Source organism: Vibrio sp. R15-SG3-ISO1B (assembly GCF_059833835.1).
In genome coordinates, this window is the sequence record NZ_JCBDGG010000029.1 from 316,949 (window position 1) to 330,801 (window position 13,853).

13 protein-coding genes are annotated in these 13,853 nt (G+C 50.8%); 7 read left to right on the forward strand and 6 right to left on the reverse strand.

Annotated elements, in window-relative coordinates; translation table 11 throughout:
* Positions 1–54: 54 nt before the first annotated feature.
* Together AC6R0S_RS08405 and yqfB are read left to right on the forward strand one after the other, a co-directional pair.
* Positions 55–1,254 carry a DEAD/DEAH box helicase gene (locus AC6R0S_RS08405; RefSeq protein ID WP_500637689.1) on the forward strand — a complete coding sequence of 400 codons (1,200 nt, stop codon included), beginning with the start codon at positions 55–57 and terminating at the stop codon, positions 1,252–1,254.
* Positions 1,251–1,583: a N(4)-acetylcytidine aminohydrolase gene (gene yqfB, locus AC6R0S_RS08410; protein ID WP_487901553.1), complete on the forward strand. Its 333-nt coding sequence runs from the start codon at positions 1,251–1,253 to the stop codon at positions 1,581–1,583. Before AC6R0S_RS08405 ends, yqfB begins: the two co-directional genes overlap by 4 nt.
* On the opposite strand, the gene AC6R0S_RS08415 is transcribed toward yqfB, so the two are convergent.
* Together AC6R0S_RS08415 and AC6R0S_RS08420 are read right to left on the reverse strand one after the other, a co-directional pair.
* Positions 1,555–2,493, reverse strand: coding sequence for a DMT family transporter (locus tag AC6R0S_RS08415; protein WP_500637690.1), 939 nt, complete (start codon positions 2,491–2,493; stop codon positions 1,555–1,557). The two genes, yqfB and AC6R0S_RS08415, sit on opposite strands and share 29 nt — an antisense overlap.
* Positions 2,494–2,598: 105 nt before the next feature.
* A complete protein-coding gene (locus tag AC6R0S_RS08420; RefSeq protein ID WP_500637691.1) occupies positions 2,599–3,303 on the reverse strand; it encodes a helix-turn-helix domain-containing protein in 705 nt (234 codons plus the stop codon).
* Between the two features lie 82 nt (positions 3,304–3,385).
* On the opposite strand from AC6R0S_RS08420, the gene AC6R0S_RS08425 reads away from it, so the two are divergent.
* The 3 genes from AC6R0S_RS08425 (at position 3,386) to AC6R0S_RS08435 (ending at position 5,771) form a co-directional block, all read left to right on the forward strand.
* Positions 3,386–3,982 (forward strand): TetR/AcrR family transcriptional regulator, encoded by a 597-nt coding sequence (locus tag AC6R0S_RS08425; RefSeq protein WP_500628375.1) that lies wholly within the window; start codon positions 3,386–3,388, stop codon positions 3,980–3,982.
* Between the two features lie 133 nt (positions 3,983–4,115).
* Positions 4,116–5,147 carry an NADPH-dependent curcumin/dihydrocurcumin reductase gene (gene curA, locus AC6R0S_RS08430; protein ID WP_500637692.1) on the forward strand — a complete coding sequence of 344 codons (1,032 nt, stop codon included), beginning with the start codon at positions 4,116–4,118 and terminating at the stop codon, positions 5,145–5,147.
* Between the two features lie 9 nt (positions 5,148–5,156).
* Positions 5,157–5,771 carry a glutathione S-transferase family protein gene (locus AC6R0S_RS08435; protein WP_500637693.1) on the forward strand — a complete coding sequence of 205 codons (615 nt, stop codon included), beginning with the start codon at positions 5,157–5,159 and terminating at the stop codon, positions 5,769–5,771.
* A 74-nt stretch (positions 5,772–5,845) separates the two neighbouring features.
* Here AC6R0S_RS08435 and AC6R0S_RS08440 read toward each other — a convergent pair whose 3' ends face one another.
* Positions 5,846–5,980 (reverse strand): entericidin EcnAB, encoded by a 135-nt coding sequence (locus AC6R0S_RS08440; RefSeq protein ID WP_500637694.1) that lies wholly within the window; start codon positions 5,978–5,980, stop codon positions 5,846–5,848.
* A 203-nt stretch (positions 5,981–6,183) separates the two neighbouring features.
* On the opposite strand from AC6R0S_RS08440, the gene AC6R0S_RS08445 reads away from it, so the two are divergent.
* On the forward strand, positions 6,184–6,843 hold the full coding sequence (locus AC6R0S_RS08445) for an HAD family hydrolase (RefSeq protein ID WP_487901560.1): 660 nt from the start codon (positions 6,184–6,186) through the stop codon (positions 6,841–6,843).
* A gap of 10 nt (positions 6,844–6,853) precedes the next feature.
* Here the strand turns inward: AC6R0S_RS08445 and AC6R0S_RS08450 are convergent, their stop codons facing one another.
* Positions 6,854–7,021, reverse strand: coding sequence for a hypothetical protein (locus AC6R0S_RS08450; protein ID WP_500637695.1), 168 nt, complete (start codon positions 7,019–7,021; stop codon positions 6,854–6,856).
* A 392-nt stretch (positions 7,022–7,413) separates the two neighbouring features.
* Between AC6R0S_RS08450 and yghU the strand changes: the two genes are divergently transcribed.
* A complete protein-coding gene (gene yghU, locus AC6R0S_RS08455) occupies positions 7,414–8,271 on the forward strand; it encodes a glutathione-dependent disulfide-bond oxidoreductase (protein WP_500628378.1) in 858 nt (285 codons plus the stop codon).
* Between the two features lie 75 nt (positions 8,272–8,346).
* Here the strand turns inward: yghU and AC6R0S_RS08460 are convergent, their stop codons facing one another.
* Together AC6R0S_RS08460 and fdhF are read right to left on the reverse strand one after the other, a co-directional pair.
* Entirely contained in the window at positions 8,347–9,279 is a 933-nt protein-coding gene (locus AC6R0S_RS08460; RefSeq protein ID WP_500637696.1) for an endonuclease/exonuclease/phosphatase family protein, read from the reverse strand.
* 159 nt (positions 9,280–9,438) lie between these two features.
* The gene (fdhF, locus tag AC6R0S_RS08465) at positions 9,439–13,614 is read right to left on the reverse strand and encodes a formate dehydrogenase subunit alpha (protein ID WP_500637697.1); all 4,176 of its coding nucleotides are present in this window, start codon (positions 13,612–13,614) and stop codon (positions 9,439–9,441) included.
* Positions 13,615–13,853: the final 239 nt, after the last annotated feature.

The following is a 13,853-nucleotide window of genomic DNA, read 5'->3' on the forward strand; positions in this document are numbered from 1 at the left end:
TTAGCATTTAGGTTGCCCTTGTCCGGTAACCCTCAACAACTACAGAGTATCATCATGGCGTTTTCTCACCTTGGCCTCAGCGAGCCGTTGGTTCGTGCAATCGACGAACTGGGCTACAGTAAACCGACCCAAATTCAAACCAAAGCTGTCCCTGTCATTTTACGTGGCGACGATTTAATCGCCGCGGCTCAGACCGGTACAGGTAAAACCGCCAGTTTTGTCTGGCCAATTTTGGAGCGACTCGCCCAAGGAGAGACTCAGCGTAAAAAACGTTTTCGTGCGTTAATTCTGGCGCCAACCCGCGAGTTGGCCGAGCAGATTGATGAAAAAATCCGCCATTACAGTCGCCACATGCCGCTCACCTCTGTCGCCCTGTTTGGTGGTGTGGATGATAAAGCACAAAAGCAGGCGTTGATCGAAGGCGTTGACATTGTGGTGGCCACACCGGGGCGCCTACTCGATTTATACGGCCAGCGCGCCGCCTATTTTGAAGAGGTCGAAGTGTTGGTGCTGGATGAAGCGGATCGCATGTTAGACATGGGGTTTATTGACGATCTGAACAAAATTCTCGACCGACTGCCAACCGATATTCAGCATCTCTTGTTTTCAGCGACCCTATCCAACAAGGTCCGAGAGCTTGCCAAGACGGCGGTTCACGATCCGTTTGAAATCAGTATTGCCGCCAATCAGGCATCGAAAAAGAACATTGAGCAGTGGCTGATTACCGTTGATAAAGATAAAAAATCGGCCCTGTTGAGCCATCTCATCAAAGAGAACGACTGGGACCAAGCGCTGATTTTTATTGAGACCAAACATGGCGCGGCTAAACTCGCCGATCAGTTGGCCAAACGCGGCATTGACGCTGAAGCGTTTCATAGTGGTCGTAGTCAAGCGATAAGAAAACAGCTATTAGCGGATTTCAAAGCCGGTAAAATCCGTTACATGATCGCCACTGGCGTGGGCGCACGCGGGATCGATATTGAAGGGCTGACACGGGTGATTAACTACGACCTGCCTTTCCCTGCCGATGAGTACGTCCATCGCATAGGACGAACCGGTCGCGCCGATGCCCAAGGTGAGGCGATCTCGTTTGTCTCTAAAGACAACTTTAAGAACCTGTGCATGATTGAGAGCCGCTTAGGCCACTTGATTGAACGCCGTGAAGTGGAAGGCTTTGAGCCGCGCAAGCCGGTGCCGATTTCGATCCTCAACTATGTGCCGAAACATAAACGTCAACCTAAGGAAGAGTCATGAGTCACCCTGACATCAGTCATCCGACTAAGATGACGTTTTTCGAATTCTTGACACCACTGGTGGCACAAGGGAAAAAGACCATCACGATTCGAGATGAAGCTGAGTCCCATTATGTGCCTGGCACTGAAGTCGAGGTGTTGACACTCGAGACGCAGCAGAGCGTTTGCACCATCCGCATTCTTTCTGTGGAGCCACTGCGCTACGACGACATCAACGAATTTCACGCAGAGCAAGAGCACCTCCCGTTGCCTGAGCTGAAAACCTTGATTCGTGACATCTACCCCGATCTGGATCAACTGTTTATGATTCGTTTTGAGCGAGTGGCATAGCCTTTTTCACTCGCCCAGTGCGTGTCTGAATCAGTAGGCACGCACTGATCAATCCCAGTCCGACCCAGCCTTGAATGCTGAGCCTCTCACCTAGAAATATCACTGCCAGCAGTGCTGCCACCAAAGGCTCAAACAGAGTTAGTAGTGTCGCCGTGCGCACTTCGACCCTGCGCAATCCAAAACCAAACAGCAGGTAGCCGACAAACATCGGGATCACAGCCATATATAGAGAGACAGCGCTGTTGATTGCTGATGCAAATAGGGCACTTCCCGTCCAAAATAGCGTAGGCAGCAACAAACATGCACCAAGGCCGAAAATCGCCCCCATCGCACTTTGGGATCGTACACCTAAAGTAATAAGCTGCTTTGCTGCCAGTGAATAACCGGCATAACTCGCCGCTGCCACTAACCCCAACACAACACCGAATGTAAAACGCCCATTGTCCAAGGTGTTCACGCCATCACCTTTGGTTAGGGTTAACAGCATGACCCCAATCGCCCCAAAAGCGAAACTGATTAGCCATTGTGTCGATAACGCTTTAACCGTGCCAAAAAGACGCTCAAAACAGACGGTAAACAGTGGCGCAGTGGCAATAGAAACCACCGTCCCTATCGCAACACCTGACCACCGCATCGAGGTATAAAACGCCAGCGGGTACAAGGTTAAAGCCAACGCGCCCAAAATCAGCGTACGAACATGTTGGCGCAAAATTGCCAGGTCTTTTATGAGTGCGGGAACAGCGATAAGCGCCAAAAGTAATCCCCCCAATCCCATCGCAAAGGCACCGATCGCTAACGGGTGAATGGTCGGAGCGAGCGCCGCAGCGCTGCCAGTAGTTCCCCAAAGTAAGGAAGCGAATAGGATGGCACCAATAGATTGCCATTGTGAAGAAGAAACGTGAGCAGACATTGCCTAATCCAAGCCAGAAATACTCCATTTAGCTTACGGCAAGCCTAATATATCCAATGTGCAGAAAGGACGGTTTATTCGGTTATTCTGATGATTATGGCGCTGTTAGAGATGACGTACTTGCTTCGGTGACAGTGAAAAGTGCACCTGAAATCGCCGCGAGAATGCCGACGCGTCTTGATAACCACACTGCTCTGCAATTCGAGCAATACTTAAGTCGGTGTGAGTCAATAGTGCATGAGCTCGTGACATACGCTCTGCCGTAATATACGCGTGAACGGTTTGTCCGGTGTGCTTTTTGAACTGCGATTTAAATTGTGTCGCACTCAAACAGGCGATTCGACTGAGAGATTCAATGCCCATCGGCGCATCGATATGAGCACTGATGTGCGCTTTTACCCTCTGAATTCGGGCATCACCACTGCGCTGCATTTCTTGTCGTGTTAGCAGCGATGTAAACAGTTCAAATGCTTGACTTTCCAAAGGCGTATCAACAGACTGCTCCAGTTGCGCTGCGAGAAACTCAATGTAGTGCTGAAGTGGTGTCGAGATTGAGAACACCGGCATCTTGGCAGTCAGTAAGGGCTCTGGCAACGTGTCGCTATCCACGACTAAAAAACGGGCGGCTTCATCGGCTCGGAAGATGTGCTCAAGTGTTTTCTTCACCACCACACACTCTCCCGGCGAAACCTTTCCGCGATAGTCTTCAAGCTCAATATCAATCGCTCCGCTTAGCGGCAGAACCAATTGATGATAAGTGTGCCAATGGCCGCGTTTTTGTTTGGTGTATGAGCGAACACTGATGTCCATACTGTTCCTTGTCCCACTGCATGAGCAGCTCATTGATTGACGCACTAGACGACTGGTCTAGTTTTACACTATAGTAGCGGCCATGAACGCAAAAACACAAGATACTCGTCAGCACATTCTCAATATTGGCTATCAGTTGGTGGTCAATAAGGGCTTTACCGCCGTGGGGTTGTCTGAACTGCTGAGCACCGCCCAAGTGCCGAAAGGCTCTTTTTATCACTATTTCAAATCGAAAGAGCAGTTTGGCGAGGCGCTAATTAGCGAATACATTCGTGAGTACATGGCGCGCAGCAACGCGATATTAACTCAGACCGATCTGAACGGTTTTGAAAGACTCGTTCACTATTTCTCTCGCTGGCTGGAGAAAGATTCAGGCACCTGCAATGCGAACCGCTGTCTTGTGGTCAAGTTGAGTGCTGAAGTCGCCGATTTATCCGAGCCGATGCGTCAATCGCTCGCCAAAGGCGCAGAAATGGTGATAGAAAGCCTTGCTCGCTGTATTGAAGTGGGCATTGACGATGGCTCGGTTCAGGTAGTCAACGCACATGCCACGGCCACACAGTTATATCAACAATGGTTAGGTGCGAGTTTGCTCAACAAACTTGTTCAAGATGAAACCCATCTTGAGCTGTGTTTACTTAGCTCCAAAGCCTTGCTAGGTGTTCCAGCCGTCAAGTAGCGCTGGCTCATCACACTTTGCTCCCCCGTTATCGACTATGCTGGTAGCGGGATTTTTTGGCCACACAACTAGACGACTGGTCTAATAACATAACTAAGACGTACTTTATGTCATGTCTACACAGGAGAACATCATGTCAGATTCCATTAACCGACGCGTAGTGCTTGCATCTCGCCCCAATGGCGCACCCACTACGGATAATTTTCGTCTAGAGACAACGGACATTCCAAGCCCAGCAGAGGGCGAAGTCCTGTTGCGCAGTGTTTATCTCTCCCTTGACCCGTACATGCGCGGGCGGATGAGTGATGCAAAATCCTACGCAGACCCGGTTGCTATCGGTGACACCATGGTCGCAGGTACCGTGTGTCAGGTCATCGAATCTCGCCACGATCAGTTTAAAAACGGTGATTGGGTGCTGGCCTACAGCGGATGGCAAGATTACGCACTGTCAAATGGCGAAGGCCTAATCAACATGGGCCAAAACCCGGCGCACCCTTCCTATGCGCTCGGCGTAATGGGCATGCCTGGCTTTACCGCTTACATGGGCCTACTTGATATTGGAGCCCCCAAAGAAGGCGACACGCTGGTCGTGGCTGCCGCCACTGGCGCGGTCGGTTCTATGGTTGGCCAAATCGGTAAATTGAAAGGTTGTTACGTTGTCGGTGTAGCCGGCGGAGAAGAAAAATGCCGTTATGCGGTAGAGCAGCTTGGCTTTGATGCGTGCATCGACCATAAAGCGGACGACTTCGCTGATCAACTCGCCACGCATTGTTCAAAAGGCATTGATATCTACTTTGAAAACGTTGGCGGTAAAGTGTTTGACGCTGTTATGCCATTGCTCAACACTGGCGCGCGCGTACCATTGTGTGGCCTTATCTCACAGTACAACGCGACCTCTTTGCCACAAGGGCCAGATCGCCTGTCAATGTTGATGGGGCAATTGCTCGTTAAACGCATCAAGATGCAAGGCTTCATCATTTTTGATGACTACGGTCACCGTTATGGTGAGTTCGCTGAAGATATGAATCGTTGGCTGGCAGAAGGTAAGATTCACTACAAAGAGCACTTAGTGGAAGGGCTAGACAACGCGCCTGATGCCTTTATTGGCCTGCTCGAAGGGAAAAACTTCGGTAAGCTGGTCGTTAAAACCAACGAGCCGGTATAAGGAGTCGTCATGATTACGCTGCACCACCTAAACCAATCGCGCTCTAAGCGCATCATTTGGCTACTAGAAGAGCTGAATCTTGAGTATAAAATCGCGCCTTATCAACGTGATAACGTCACGTTTCTCGCGCCACCTGAACTCAAAAGTGTTCACCCTTTGGGTAAATCGCCCGTCATTGAAGACAAAGGAGTGGTGATCGCTGAATCTGGGGCCATTACAGAGTACCTGATACAACGTTACGGGCCACATCTCGCACCTAAAGCAGACAGCGATGAATATTTCGATTACCTGCAATGGCTGCATTTTGCGGAAAGCTCAGCGGCGCTGCCCTTGCTACTGAAGATGTTTGTCGCCAAAGATGGCGCGCAGACCAACTTCCTTGCCGGCTACGCCGATCTTGAGTTAGATAAGGTGATGAGTTACGTCAATCAACGTTTAGACGGTAAACGCTACTTGGTCGCCGACACCCTCACCGGTGCGGATATCATGATGTCTTTCATCGTGGAAATCTTAACCAAGTTCGGACTATTGGAGCGCTACCCTCATATCGCTACCTATGCTAAACAGCTTGCGACTCACGACAAGTTCAATAAAGCGGAGCAGTTAGAAACGCAATATGGTTAAACCGTAGGCATTGGCACCGTTAAATATCAAAACGCCGCCCTTTTTAGTCACTAAAAGGGCGGCGTTTTCTTTGGTTATTCTGTCGCCTCGTGAATCGCTTCTTTGGTGTCATTCCATACTTTGGAGGAGTCTTCTTTCACTCCTTCCCAGGTGTTGGAACAACCGGCGAGAAGTAAGACAAGCGTTGCGATCATGGCAGAGAGTTTCATCGTCAATCCTTTACAATTCCGCGTTCGTTTCGACAAAGTAGATTAACCAAGTTATGGATAGTAAAAAAGGGCTAAATCGCCCTTTTTGTCACACTTCTGACCGAAGCTTATCGCAAGCAAATATTCAATTTATGCCACTTGGACTGAGCCATTCATCTATGTCAGAATGACCGCTTTCAACGTCACACAATGAACGCCCTACTATGAATTTCCAAGCCGCAATTTTTGATATGGATGGCCTATTGCTCGATACCGAGCGCCTCTGTATGCAGGTGTTTGAACAAGCCTGCGCCAACGTTAACCTCCCTTTCTACCCTGATGTCTACCTCTCCATCATTGGCCAAAACGCGGTCAGCATTGATAAGACATTTCGTAAGGTGTACCACGACGATCTCGATAAGCTCGATGCAGAATGGCGTAAAAACTACAAAGCCATCGTTAATCATCAAGCCATTCCGGTCAAAGAAGGCGTGCTTGATCTACTGAAATGGTTAAAGGCGAACAAGATCCCAACCGCTGTTGCCACCTCATCACAACGAGAGGTTGCCACGGTAAAATTAAAACTGGCGGGATTGGATCAATACTTTGATTCTCTGACGTGCGGCTGTGAAGTGACCCAAGGCAAACCTGACCCAGAGATTTATTTACTCGCCGCTCAAAGGCTCGGCGTTGAGGCCGCGCAATGTGTGGCGTTTGAGGATTCGAACAATGGTGTGCGCAGCTCCATGGCTGCCAATATGACGACGTTTCAGATCCCTGATTTGGTCGCGCCTTGTGAGGAAGTATTGGCATTAGGCCACTACGTCGAGTCTTCGTTATCGGATGCGCTGGCGCGCTTGAAAACGGAAACAATGGTGGCCTAACACCTCGGCACTATGAATAGATTTTGCTCTCGGCGCGGCGGTTAATATGCGGCGCCGAGGGTTCATCGAAATCGACCAAAATCAGTTCACTGTACTTTTTCTGCTGCAAGTTCAATGGCTTAGCTTGCTGCTGGTGTTTGCGACGCTTTTGGCGCGCCTTTCTAATCATCTCATCCATGGTATGACTCCCTAGCTAACTGTGGTCAAACAGTTGTTCAATTTGACCGCAGTTTCAATGTAGCAGTTCCCTCTTTTTGCTCCATTGAATTTCCTATCTGCTGTGTAAAATGATCGGATTTTGTGATCCTGTTTGAAAGCGCAGCACCGATCGCTTGCAAATAAGAAGGGTGAAATGTGCTCAAGATAGTGCCCTATCTCGGACGAGTTTTGTCGTCCCTATTGCTGATTATCTCGCCTAACGCATCCGCTGATATGCCAAAGCACTCTGTGTCATAACTCAAGGTTCTATCAAACTGCTCCAAGAGCCTTTTAATTCTCTCTTGCCACCCCAACGTGTGAAGTATGCCCTATGATGTTAGGGCAAAAAGCAACGTTGGATAAGGAATTAGAATGACTAACCAATACGTACCACCTAAAGTTTGGACAATGGAAGAAGGCAACGGCGGACAATGGGCCAGCATCAACCGACCAGACTCAGGCGCGCGCCACGAAAAAGCCCTACCCGTTGGCGAGCATCCGCTACAACTGCATTCTCTGGCGACGCCAAACGGACAAAAGGTCACCATCTTACTCGAAGAACTGCTTGCACTCGGTGTGAAAGAGGCGGAGTACGACGCTTACTTGATCAAAATTGGTGACGGTGATCAGTTTGGTTCTGGCTTTGTCGAAATCAACCCAAACTCAAAAATCCCGGCCTTAGTGGACCGTTCTGGTGAAACGCCCATCAACGTCTTTGAATCGGGCCACATCCTGCTTTACCTCGCAGAGAAATTTGGTCATTTCCTACCTAAAGATCATGCGGCGCGAACCCAAGTGATGAACTGGCTATTTTGGCTGCAAGGCTCTGCGCCTTATCTGGGCGGCGGCTTCGGTCACTTCTATGCGTATGCACCAGAGAAATTCGAGTACCCGATCAACCGATTTGCGATGGAAGCCAAGCGTCAGCTCGATGTACTCGACAAAGAACTGGCGAAGCACACCTACCTCGGTGGTGAAGAGTACAGCATCGCCGACATCGCCACCTGGCCGTGGTATGGCAATTTGGTGTTAGGTCACGCCTATAATGCCGCAGAGTTCTTAGACGTCGACAGTTATCAGCACGTCAAACGCTGGGCGAAAGAGATTGAAGCGCGAGAAGCGGTGCAGCGTGGCCGTATCGTCAACCGTGCATGGGGTGAAGAGTGGGAGCAAGTGCCTGAACGCCACAGCGCGGCAGACATTGATAAAGTGCTCGCACTGAAACCTTAATTATCCCCGACCTGCGCTACTGAATAACCCATTCAGCTCATAACCAAGGCAAAAACTGCCTTGGTTTTTTTGTACTCAATAGCCAATTTTGGTGAGAACCAACTTGTGATCGGAACCGTTGGGTGTCGAGAGACTTTCTCTGTGGCACAAACGCCGCCCAGCATTCGCCGATTGTAGCCAAAGGTGATCAATGGCAATCATGGTTGATGCAGGCGTTGCTACTTGTGCGCCCCAATTAGGCCAACTGGCCACCGGCGCGGTCTGAAAGGTGGGGAACAGCTGCGCAAAACGTCGGCTGATGGAGGATAGGTTAAAGTCTCCGACGATCAGCACTTCATCATCAGGGTATTGCTCATTCAACGACTCAATGGTTCGAATTAACGCGTTGCGACGATGCCAGAGTTCTTTGCTGCGCGGAGAAGGTGGATGCGCCACCATTAAAGTGATGGGATCTTGTTTTGGTGGATGCCATACCGCACGAATCACGCTCTGCTGATCCGGCGTGTGAAACACAGAGGCGTCCGTTAACGGAGTAGTGCTGAGAATCATTTGGCTCGACGGATAACCGATGCCCTCTTGGCCGCCATAGAAAAACGGATAGCGGTCATCGAGCAATTTAAGCTGCTCACCAATCTCAGGCGCCACTTCCTGCATTACAATCAAATCCGCTGGCTGCGTTAATAAGTAGTTGATGAACTGATGGATGTCTGGGTTTTCGTAGTAGAGATTGTATTGCAAGACGGTGACGGGAGTATCGCAATCAGCGACGAGTGCTTGGCTGCCTTTGGGTGTCATCAAGGCAAACGCGCCGGCAAGGACAAGGCAGACAAGCGTTTGACCGTAACAGCGGGCCAGCCCCAACACGAGCGCAAGCAGTACATAGCCAAACATAAACAGCGCTGGAAATGCGACGATGTTTTCTACCCACCAGAGGGACTCTTTCAGTGATAACCCTGCCCAGCACAAGGCTGGGAAATAGACAATTGCCCAAAGAATCCAACGCTTCACTCCACCTCTCCCTCAACGTTAGCGCCACTTGAGACAAAGCCCAATCGCGCGTAACAAATTAGAGTAAGTATGGTCGATGATTGACGTTTTCACCGAGTTTTTAACGGCTTAGCCCAAGGCTAAGCCGTTAAGATCGGCTAAAGTACACCACGTGATTGCCTAAAGCGGCTCCACGCGTACGGCTGCGACCTTAAATTCCGGGATCTTAGCGTGCGGATCTTTGGCCGTGGTGGTCAAACGGTTGACCGGTGACTCCACAAAATGGAACGGAATAAACACTACCCCAGGCTGCATACGCTTGGTGACAAAAGCGTCGATCTCAATCTCACCTCGCCTGGTGGAGACTTTCAGCCGTTGCCCATTGCCAATGCCTAAGCGCTCGGCATCCTGCACGCTGATCATTGCTCTTGGCCCGGCAAGATTATCCAACCCTTGGGTTTTTCTCGTCATGGTACCGGTGTGAAATTGCTCCAGCACGCGGCCGGTAGTCAGCACCAATGGGAATTCCTCATCCGGTAGCTCTGCGGCATAACGAAAAGGAATCGCCTCCATTTGCCCTTTACCACGCGAAAACTGCGTCTGGTGCATGATGCGCGTCCCTTCAGGATTATTCTTATTGCTCGGCCACTGCACGCCATTGGGCGGGATGTTGGCCCACTTTAGACCGCCATATTGTGGTGTGACTCGAGCTATTTCATTGGTGATATCCGAGACCTGACGATAACGCCACTCCCCACCCATCGCATTGGCGATTTCCTGAATGATCCACCAATCTTCTTTCGCCTCGCCCGGCGGCGCTACCGCAGGAGTAATGCGCTGCACTCGGCGCTCTGTGTTGGTAAAGTGGCCAGCTTTCTCAGCAAAACTGCACGACGGCAAGACCACATCAGCGTACTGCGCGGTTTCGGTAAGGAAGATGTCTTGCACCACCAAGAAATCGAGACTCTCAAGCCCTTCAATCACGTGAGCTTGATCCGGATCGCTCAGTACCGGGTTTTCACCCATCACATACAAACCGCGTACACTGCGTTCGCACGCGCCGTCGATGATTTCTGTTAAGGTCAATCCAGGCGTAAGCGATAGATTGGGTGCATCCCAAGCAAGAGCAAATTTATCTCGCACCAAGGGGTTATAGACCTTTTGGTAACCCGGGTAGTTATTGGGCAGCGCGCCCATATCACACGCACCTTGCACGTTGGATTGGCCGCGCAGAGGGTTAATACCGCCGCCTTCAATACCGATGTTGCCGCACAAGAGTTGCAAATTGGCGATGGAACGAACGTTATCATGACCGGTGGTGTGCTGAGTGATGCCCATTGAGTAATACACAGCGGTGCGTTTCGCCGTGCCTATCATGCGCGCCATCGCGAAAATATCGTCCGCTTTCACACCAGTGACCAGCTCCACGTTTTCTAACGCGTATGAGGGCGACATCACCTCTTGCATCATGGTATCAAAACCGTCTACGCGCTCTTCGATGTAGTCTCGGTCATACCAACCGTGTTTGATGATTTGCTGCATCACGCCATTAATCAGCATCACATCGGTCCCCGGACGATGCGCAAGATAGAGCTCAGCGTGATCGGCCATGGCGATGCGTTTTGGGTCGGCGACAATCAAGCGCGCGCCATGGTGACGCACCGCTTGTTTAATGTGCGAAGCGATGATCGGGTGCGCAGATGAGGTATCTGATCCAATGATAAAGATGATGTCGGAATGCTGAATGCTCGGAATATCATTGGTCATCGCGCCACTGCCAAGCGCCGCTTCAAGCCCAGTGACCGTAGAGGCATGGCACAAACGCGCACAATGATCGACGTTGTTGGTACCCAGCTCGCGACGGATGAATTTCTGAAACGCGTAGTTGTCTTCGTTGGTGGTTTTCGCAGAGGAGAAACCGGCCAGTGCATCCGAACCAAAGTCGCGCTTGATGGCAGAGAACTTGTTCGCAATCAGCGTAATCGCTTCAGACCAAGACGCCGGTTGCAACCAACCATCTTTACGAATCAACGGCGTGGTGAGGCGCTCGTCACTGCCAATAAAATCAAAACCAAAGCGCCCTTTGACGCACAACATGCCCTCGTTAACTGGAGAGACTCCGCCTGTCACCGCCATGATACGATTGCGCGCTTCATCCACATGCAGCGTCAGCTTACAGCCAACGCCGCAGTAGGTGCATATGGTATCCACCTGTTTCAATTCAATATCCCGGCCTTGCGCTTTATTGCGCTTATCCACCATCGCCCCAGTCGGACACGCTTGCGTGCACGCACCGCACTGTACGCAGGCGGAATCGCCCATTAAGGTGCCATTGGGGCCAAAGTTAGGTCGTAAATCGGGGCGAAGTTTCGGGTGGCCTTTTTCGTCGGTCATAAAGCTCAGCACGCCATGAACGCTTTGCTCACGACACGCTTGTATGCATTGACCGCAACTGATGCAACGATTGGCATCAAAAACAATAAACTCTGAGCTGCTATCGACGCAGAATTTATGCCGCTCATCGCGCACCGCTTGCCAATCGGCTGCGGATTGAACCTTCACCGATTGCGGGTGGTGTTGCTCGGCCTGATAAGTGGTGGCGTAGTCACGCAGCGCACAATCGGTGTTGGCTTGGCAGCCACATTCTAGACAGCGCGCGGCTTCCGCCATGGCTTGCTCGTTATCAAAGCCTAGCTCGACTTCGTCAAACGAGCATTCACGCTGTTCGGCGCTGAGCTCAGGCATGATCATCCGCTTCACCTGCTCTATCTGCTTAAACTGAGCAGGGTCGACTTTGTTTAGCGACGGCTCTTTGCGCGCGTTAAATGGTTTGACAGGCAGTGATGCCATAGTGCCATTGAAAAAGCGATCGATGGCTTGCGCGGCAATTCGCCCATCCGCTACCGCTTCAATGGCAGTGGCAGGGCCTCGGCGAAAATCACCGATACTGAACAAGTTGCCACTGCCGTGATGCATGGTAGTCTCATCCACATCAGCGGTATTCCAACGGGTGATAGGAATATCCAGTGTTTCATGCCGCATGAAATCCAGATCTGGGGTTTGTGACACGGCCGCAACCACGGTATCAAACGCTTGTGTGAAATACTCGCCGGTCGGCTCTGGACGACGGCGACCTGAGGCATCCGGTGTCCCTAGCGCCATGCGCTCAAAGGTGACTTCATGCACGCGCCCTTGCTCGTCCGCATGGTTTTCCACTGGGTTGGTTAAAAAGTGGAACTTGACCCCTTCGTGTTCCGCTTCCACGATTTCATAATCTTCGGCAGGCATTTCATCGCGGGTACGACGATAAATCAGTGTAGTATCGGCGCCAGCTCGCACCGCAGTGCGCGCGCAATCTATCGCGGTGTTGCCCCCACCGATCACCGCCACTTTTTTCCCGGTGGTAAAGCGCTGCTCGGTGACATAATCCTTGAGGTAATCTACTCCAAGATAGCAACCCTCAAGCGTGCTCCCAGGGTAGTGCATTTCGACCGCTTTGGACGCGCCAACCGCAAGACAAACGGCGTCATACTCTTCACTCAGCGCACTGAGCGTGTTCGCCTCACCTAACTTGCTGTTGGTATGAATCGTCATGCCGTTGCGACACAGCAGATCTATTTCTTGATCAAGAATCGATTTAGGCAAGCGATACTCAGGAATGCCATAACGCAGCCAGCCCCCGGCTTGTGGCATCGCCTCAAACACGTCCACTTGATAGCCTTCATTCGATAGGTAGTAGCCCGCTGTCAATCCGCCCGGCCCACTGCCAACAATCGCGATACGTTGTGGCTTGTCGGCTTTTTTCTCCGGTACATAGGCCTGATAGGCACGCAGATCAGCGTCGGCTGCGTGGCGTTTAAGCTGGCGAATCGCGATCGGCTCATCGACGAGCGAACGGCGACACTCACTTTCACAAAACGCAGGACAAACGCGGCCAATCGACAATGGCATCGGCAGCGTTTTTTTAATCACTTCGACCGCTTTTTGATGATCATTATGCGCAATATGGTAGAGATAGCTCTGAATATCGACCCCAGCGGGACACGCCGTCTGACACGGCGCTTCACAATCGGCGTAGTGATCTTCCATGATGCGATTTAAGGCCCGGCGGCGATGCTCTGTAAGCGCAGGAGACTGCGTCACCACATTGAGCCCAGAGTAGACCTTCAATTCACAGGCACGTTTCATGCCGCCACTTTCCACTTCGACCACACACAAATCGCATGGGATTTTGTCGTTTGAACGGTTCAAACCACACAAAGATGGGATCTCAACGCCGCAGACGTTCGCGACCTCAAGTAACGTTTTGTCCGTCTCGACAATTCGATAAGCTCCATCAATGATTATCTCAATCACACCGCACTCCATTCTTTGCGACATTACACCTTTATTAACCATACAATATTAATGGTTAATAACCTGTGATTGATCACACATTCGTACTCTTTAGCACGTGAATTTCCGCAGTGGATTTCATGTCAAGCCTATGCTCACCTAAGTTTCTGATATTGTTCAGCATCCATCGATAATCATACAAATAAATTAGGCATCATATTGTTAACAGAAAGCGTAATTATGTGGCACGTCATTTTCAT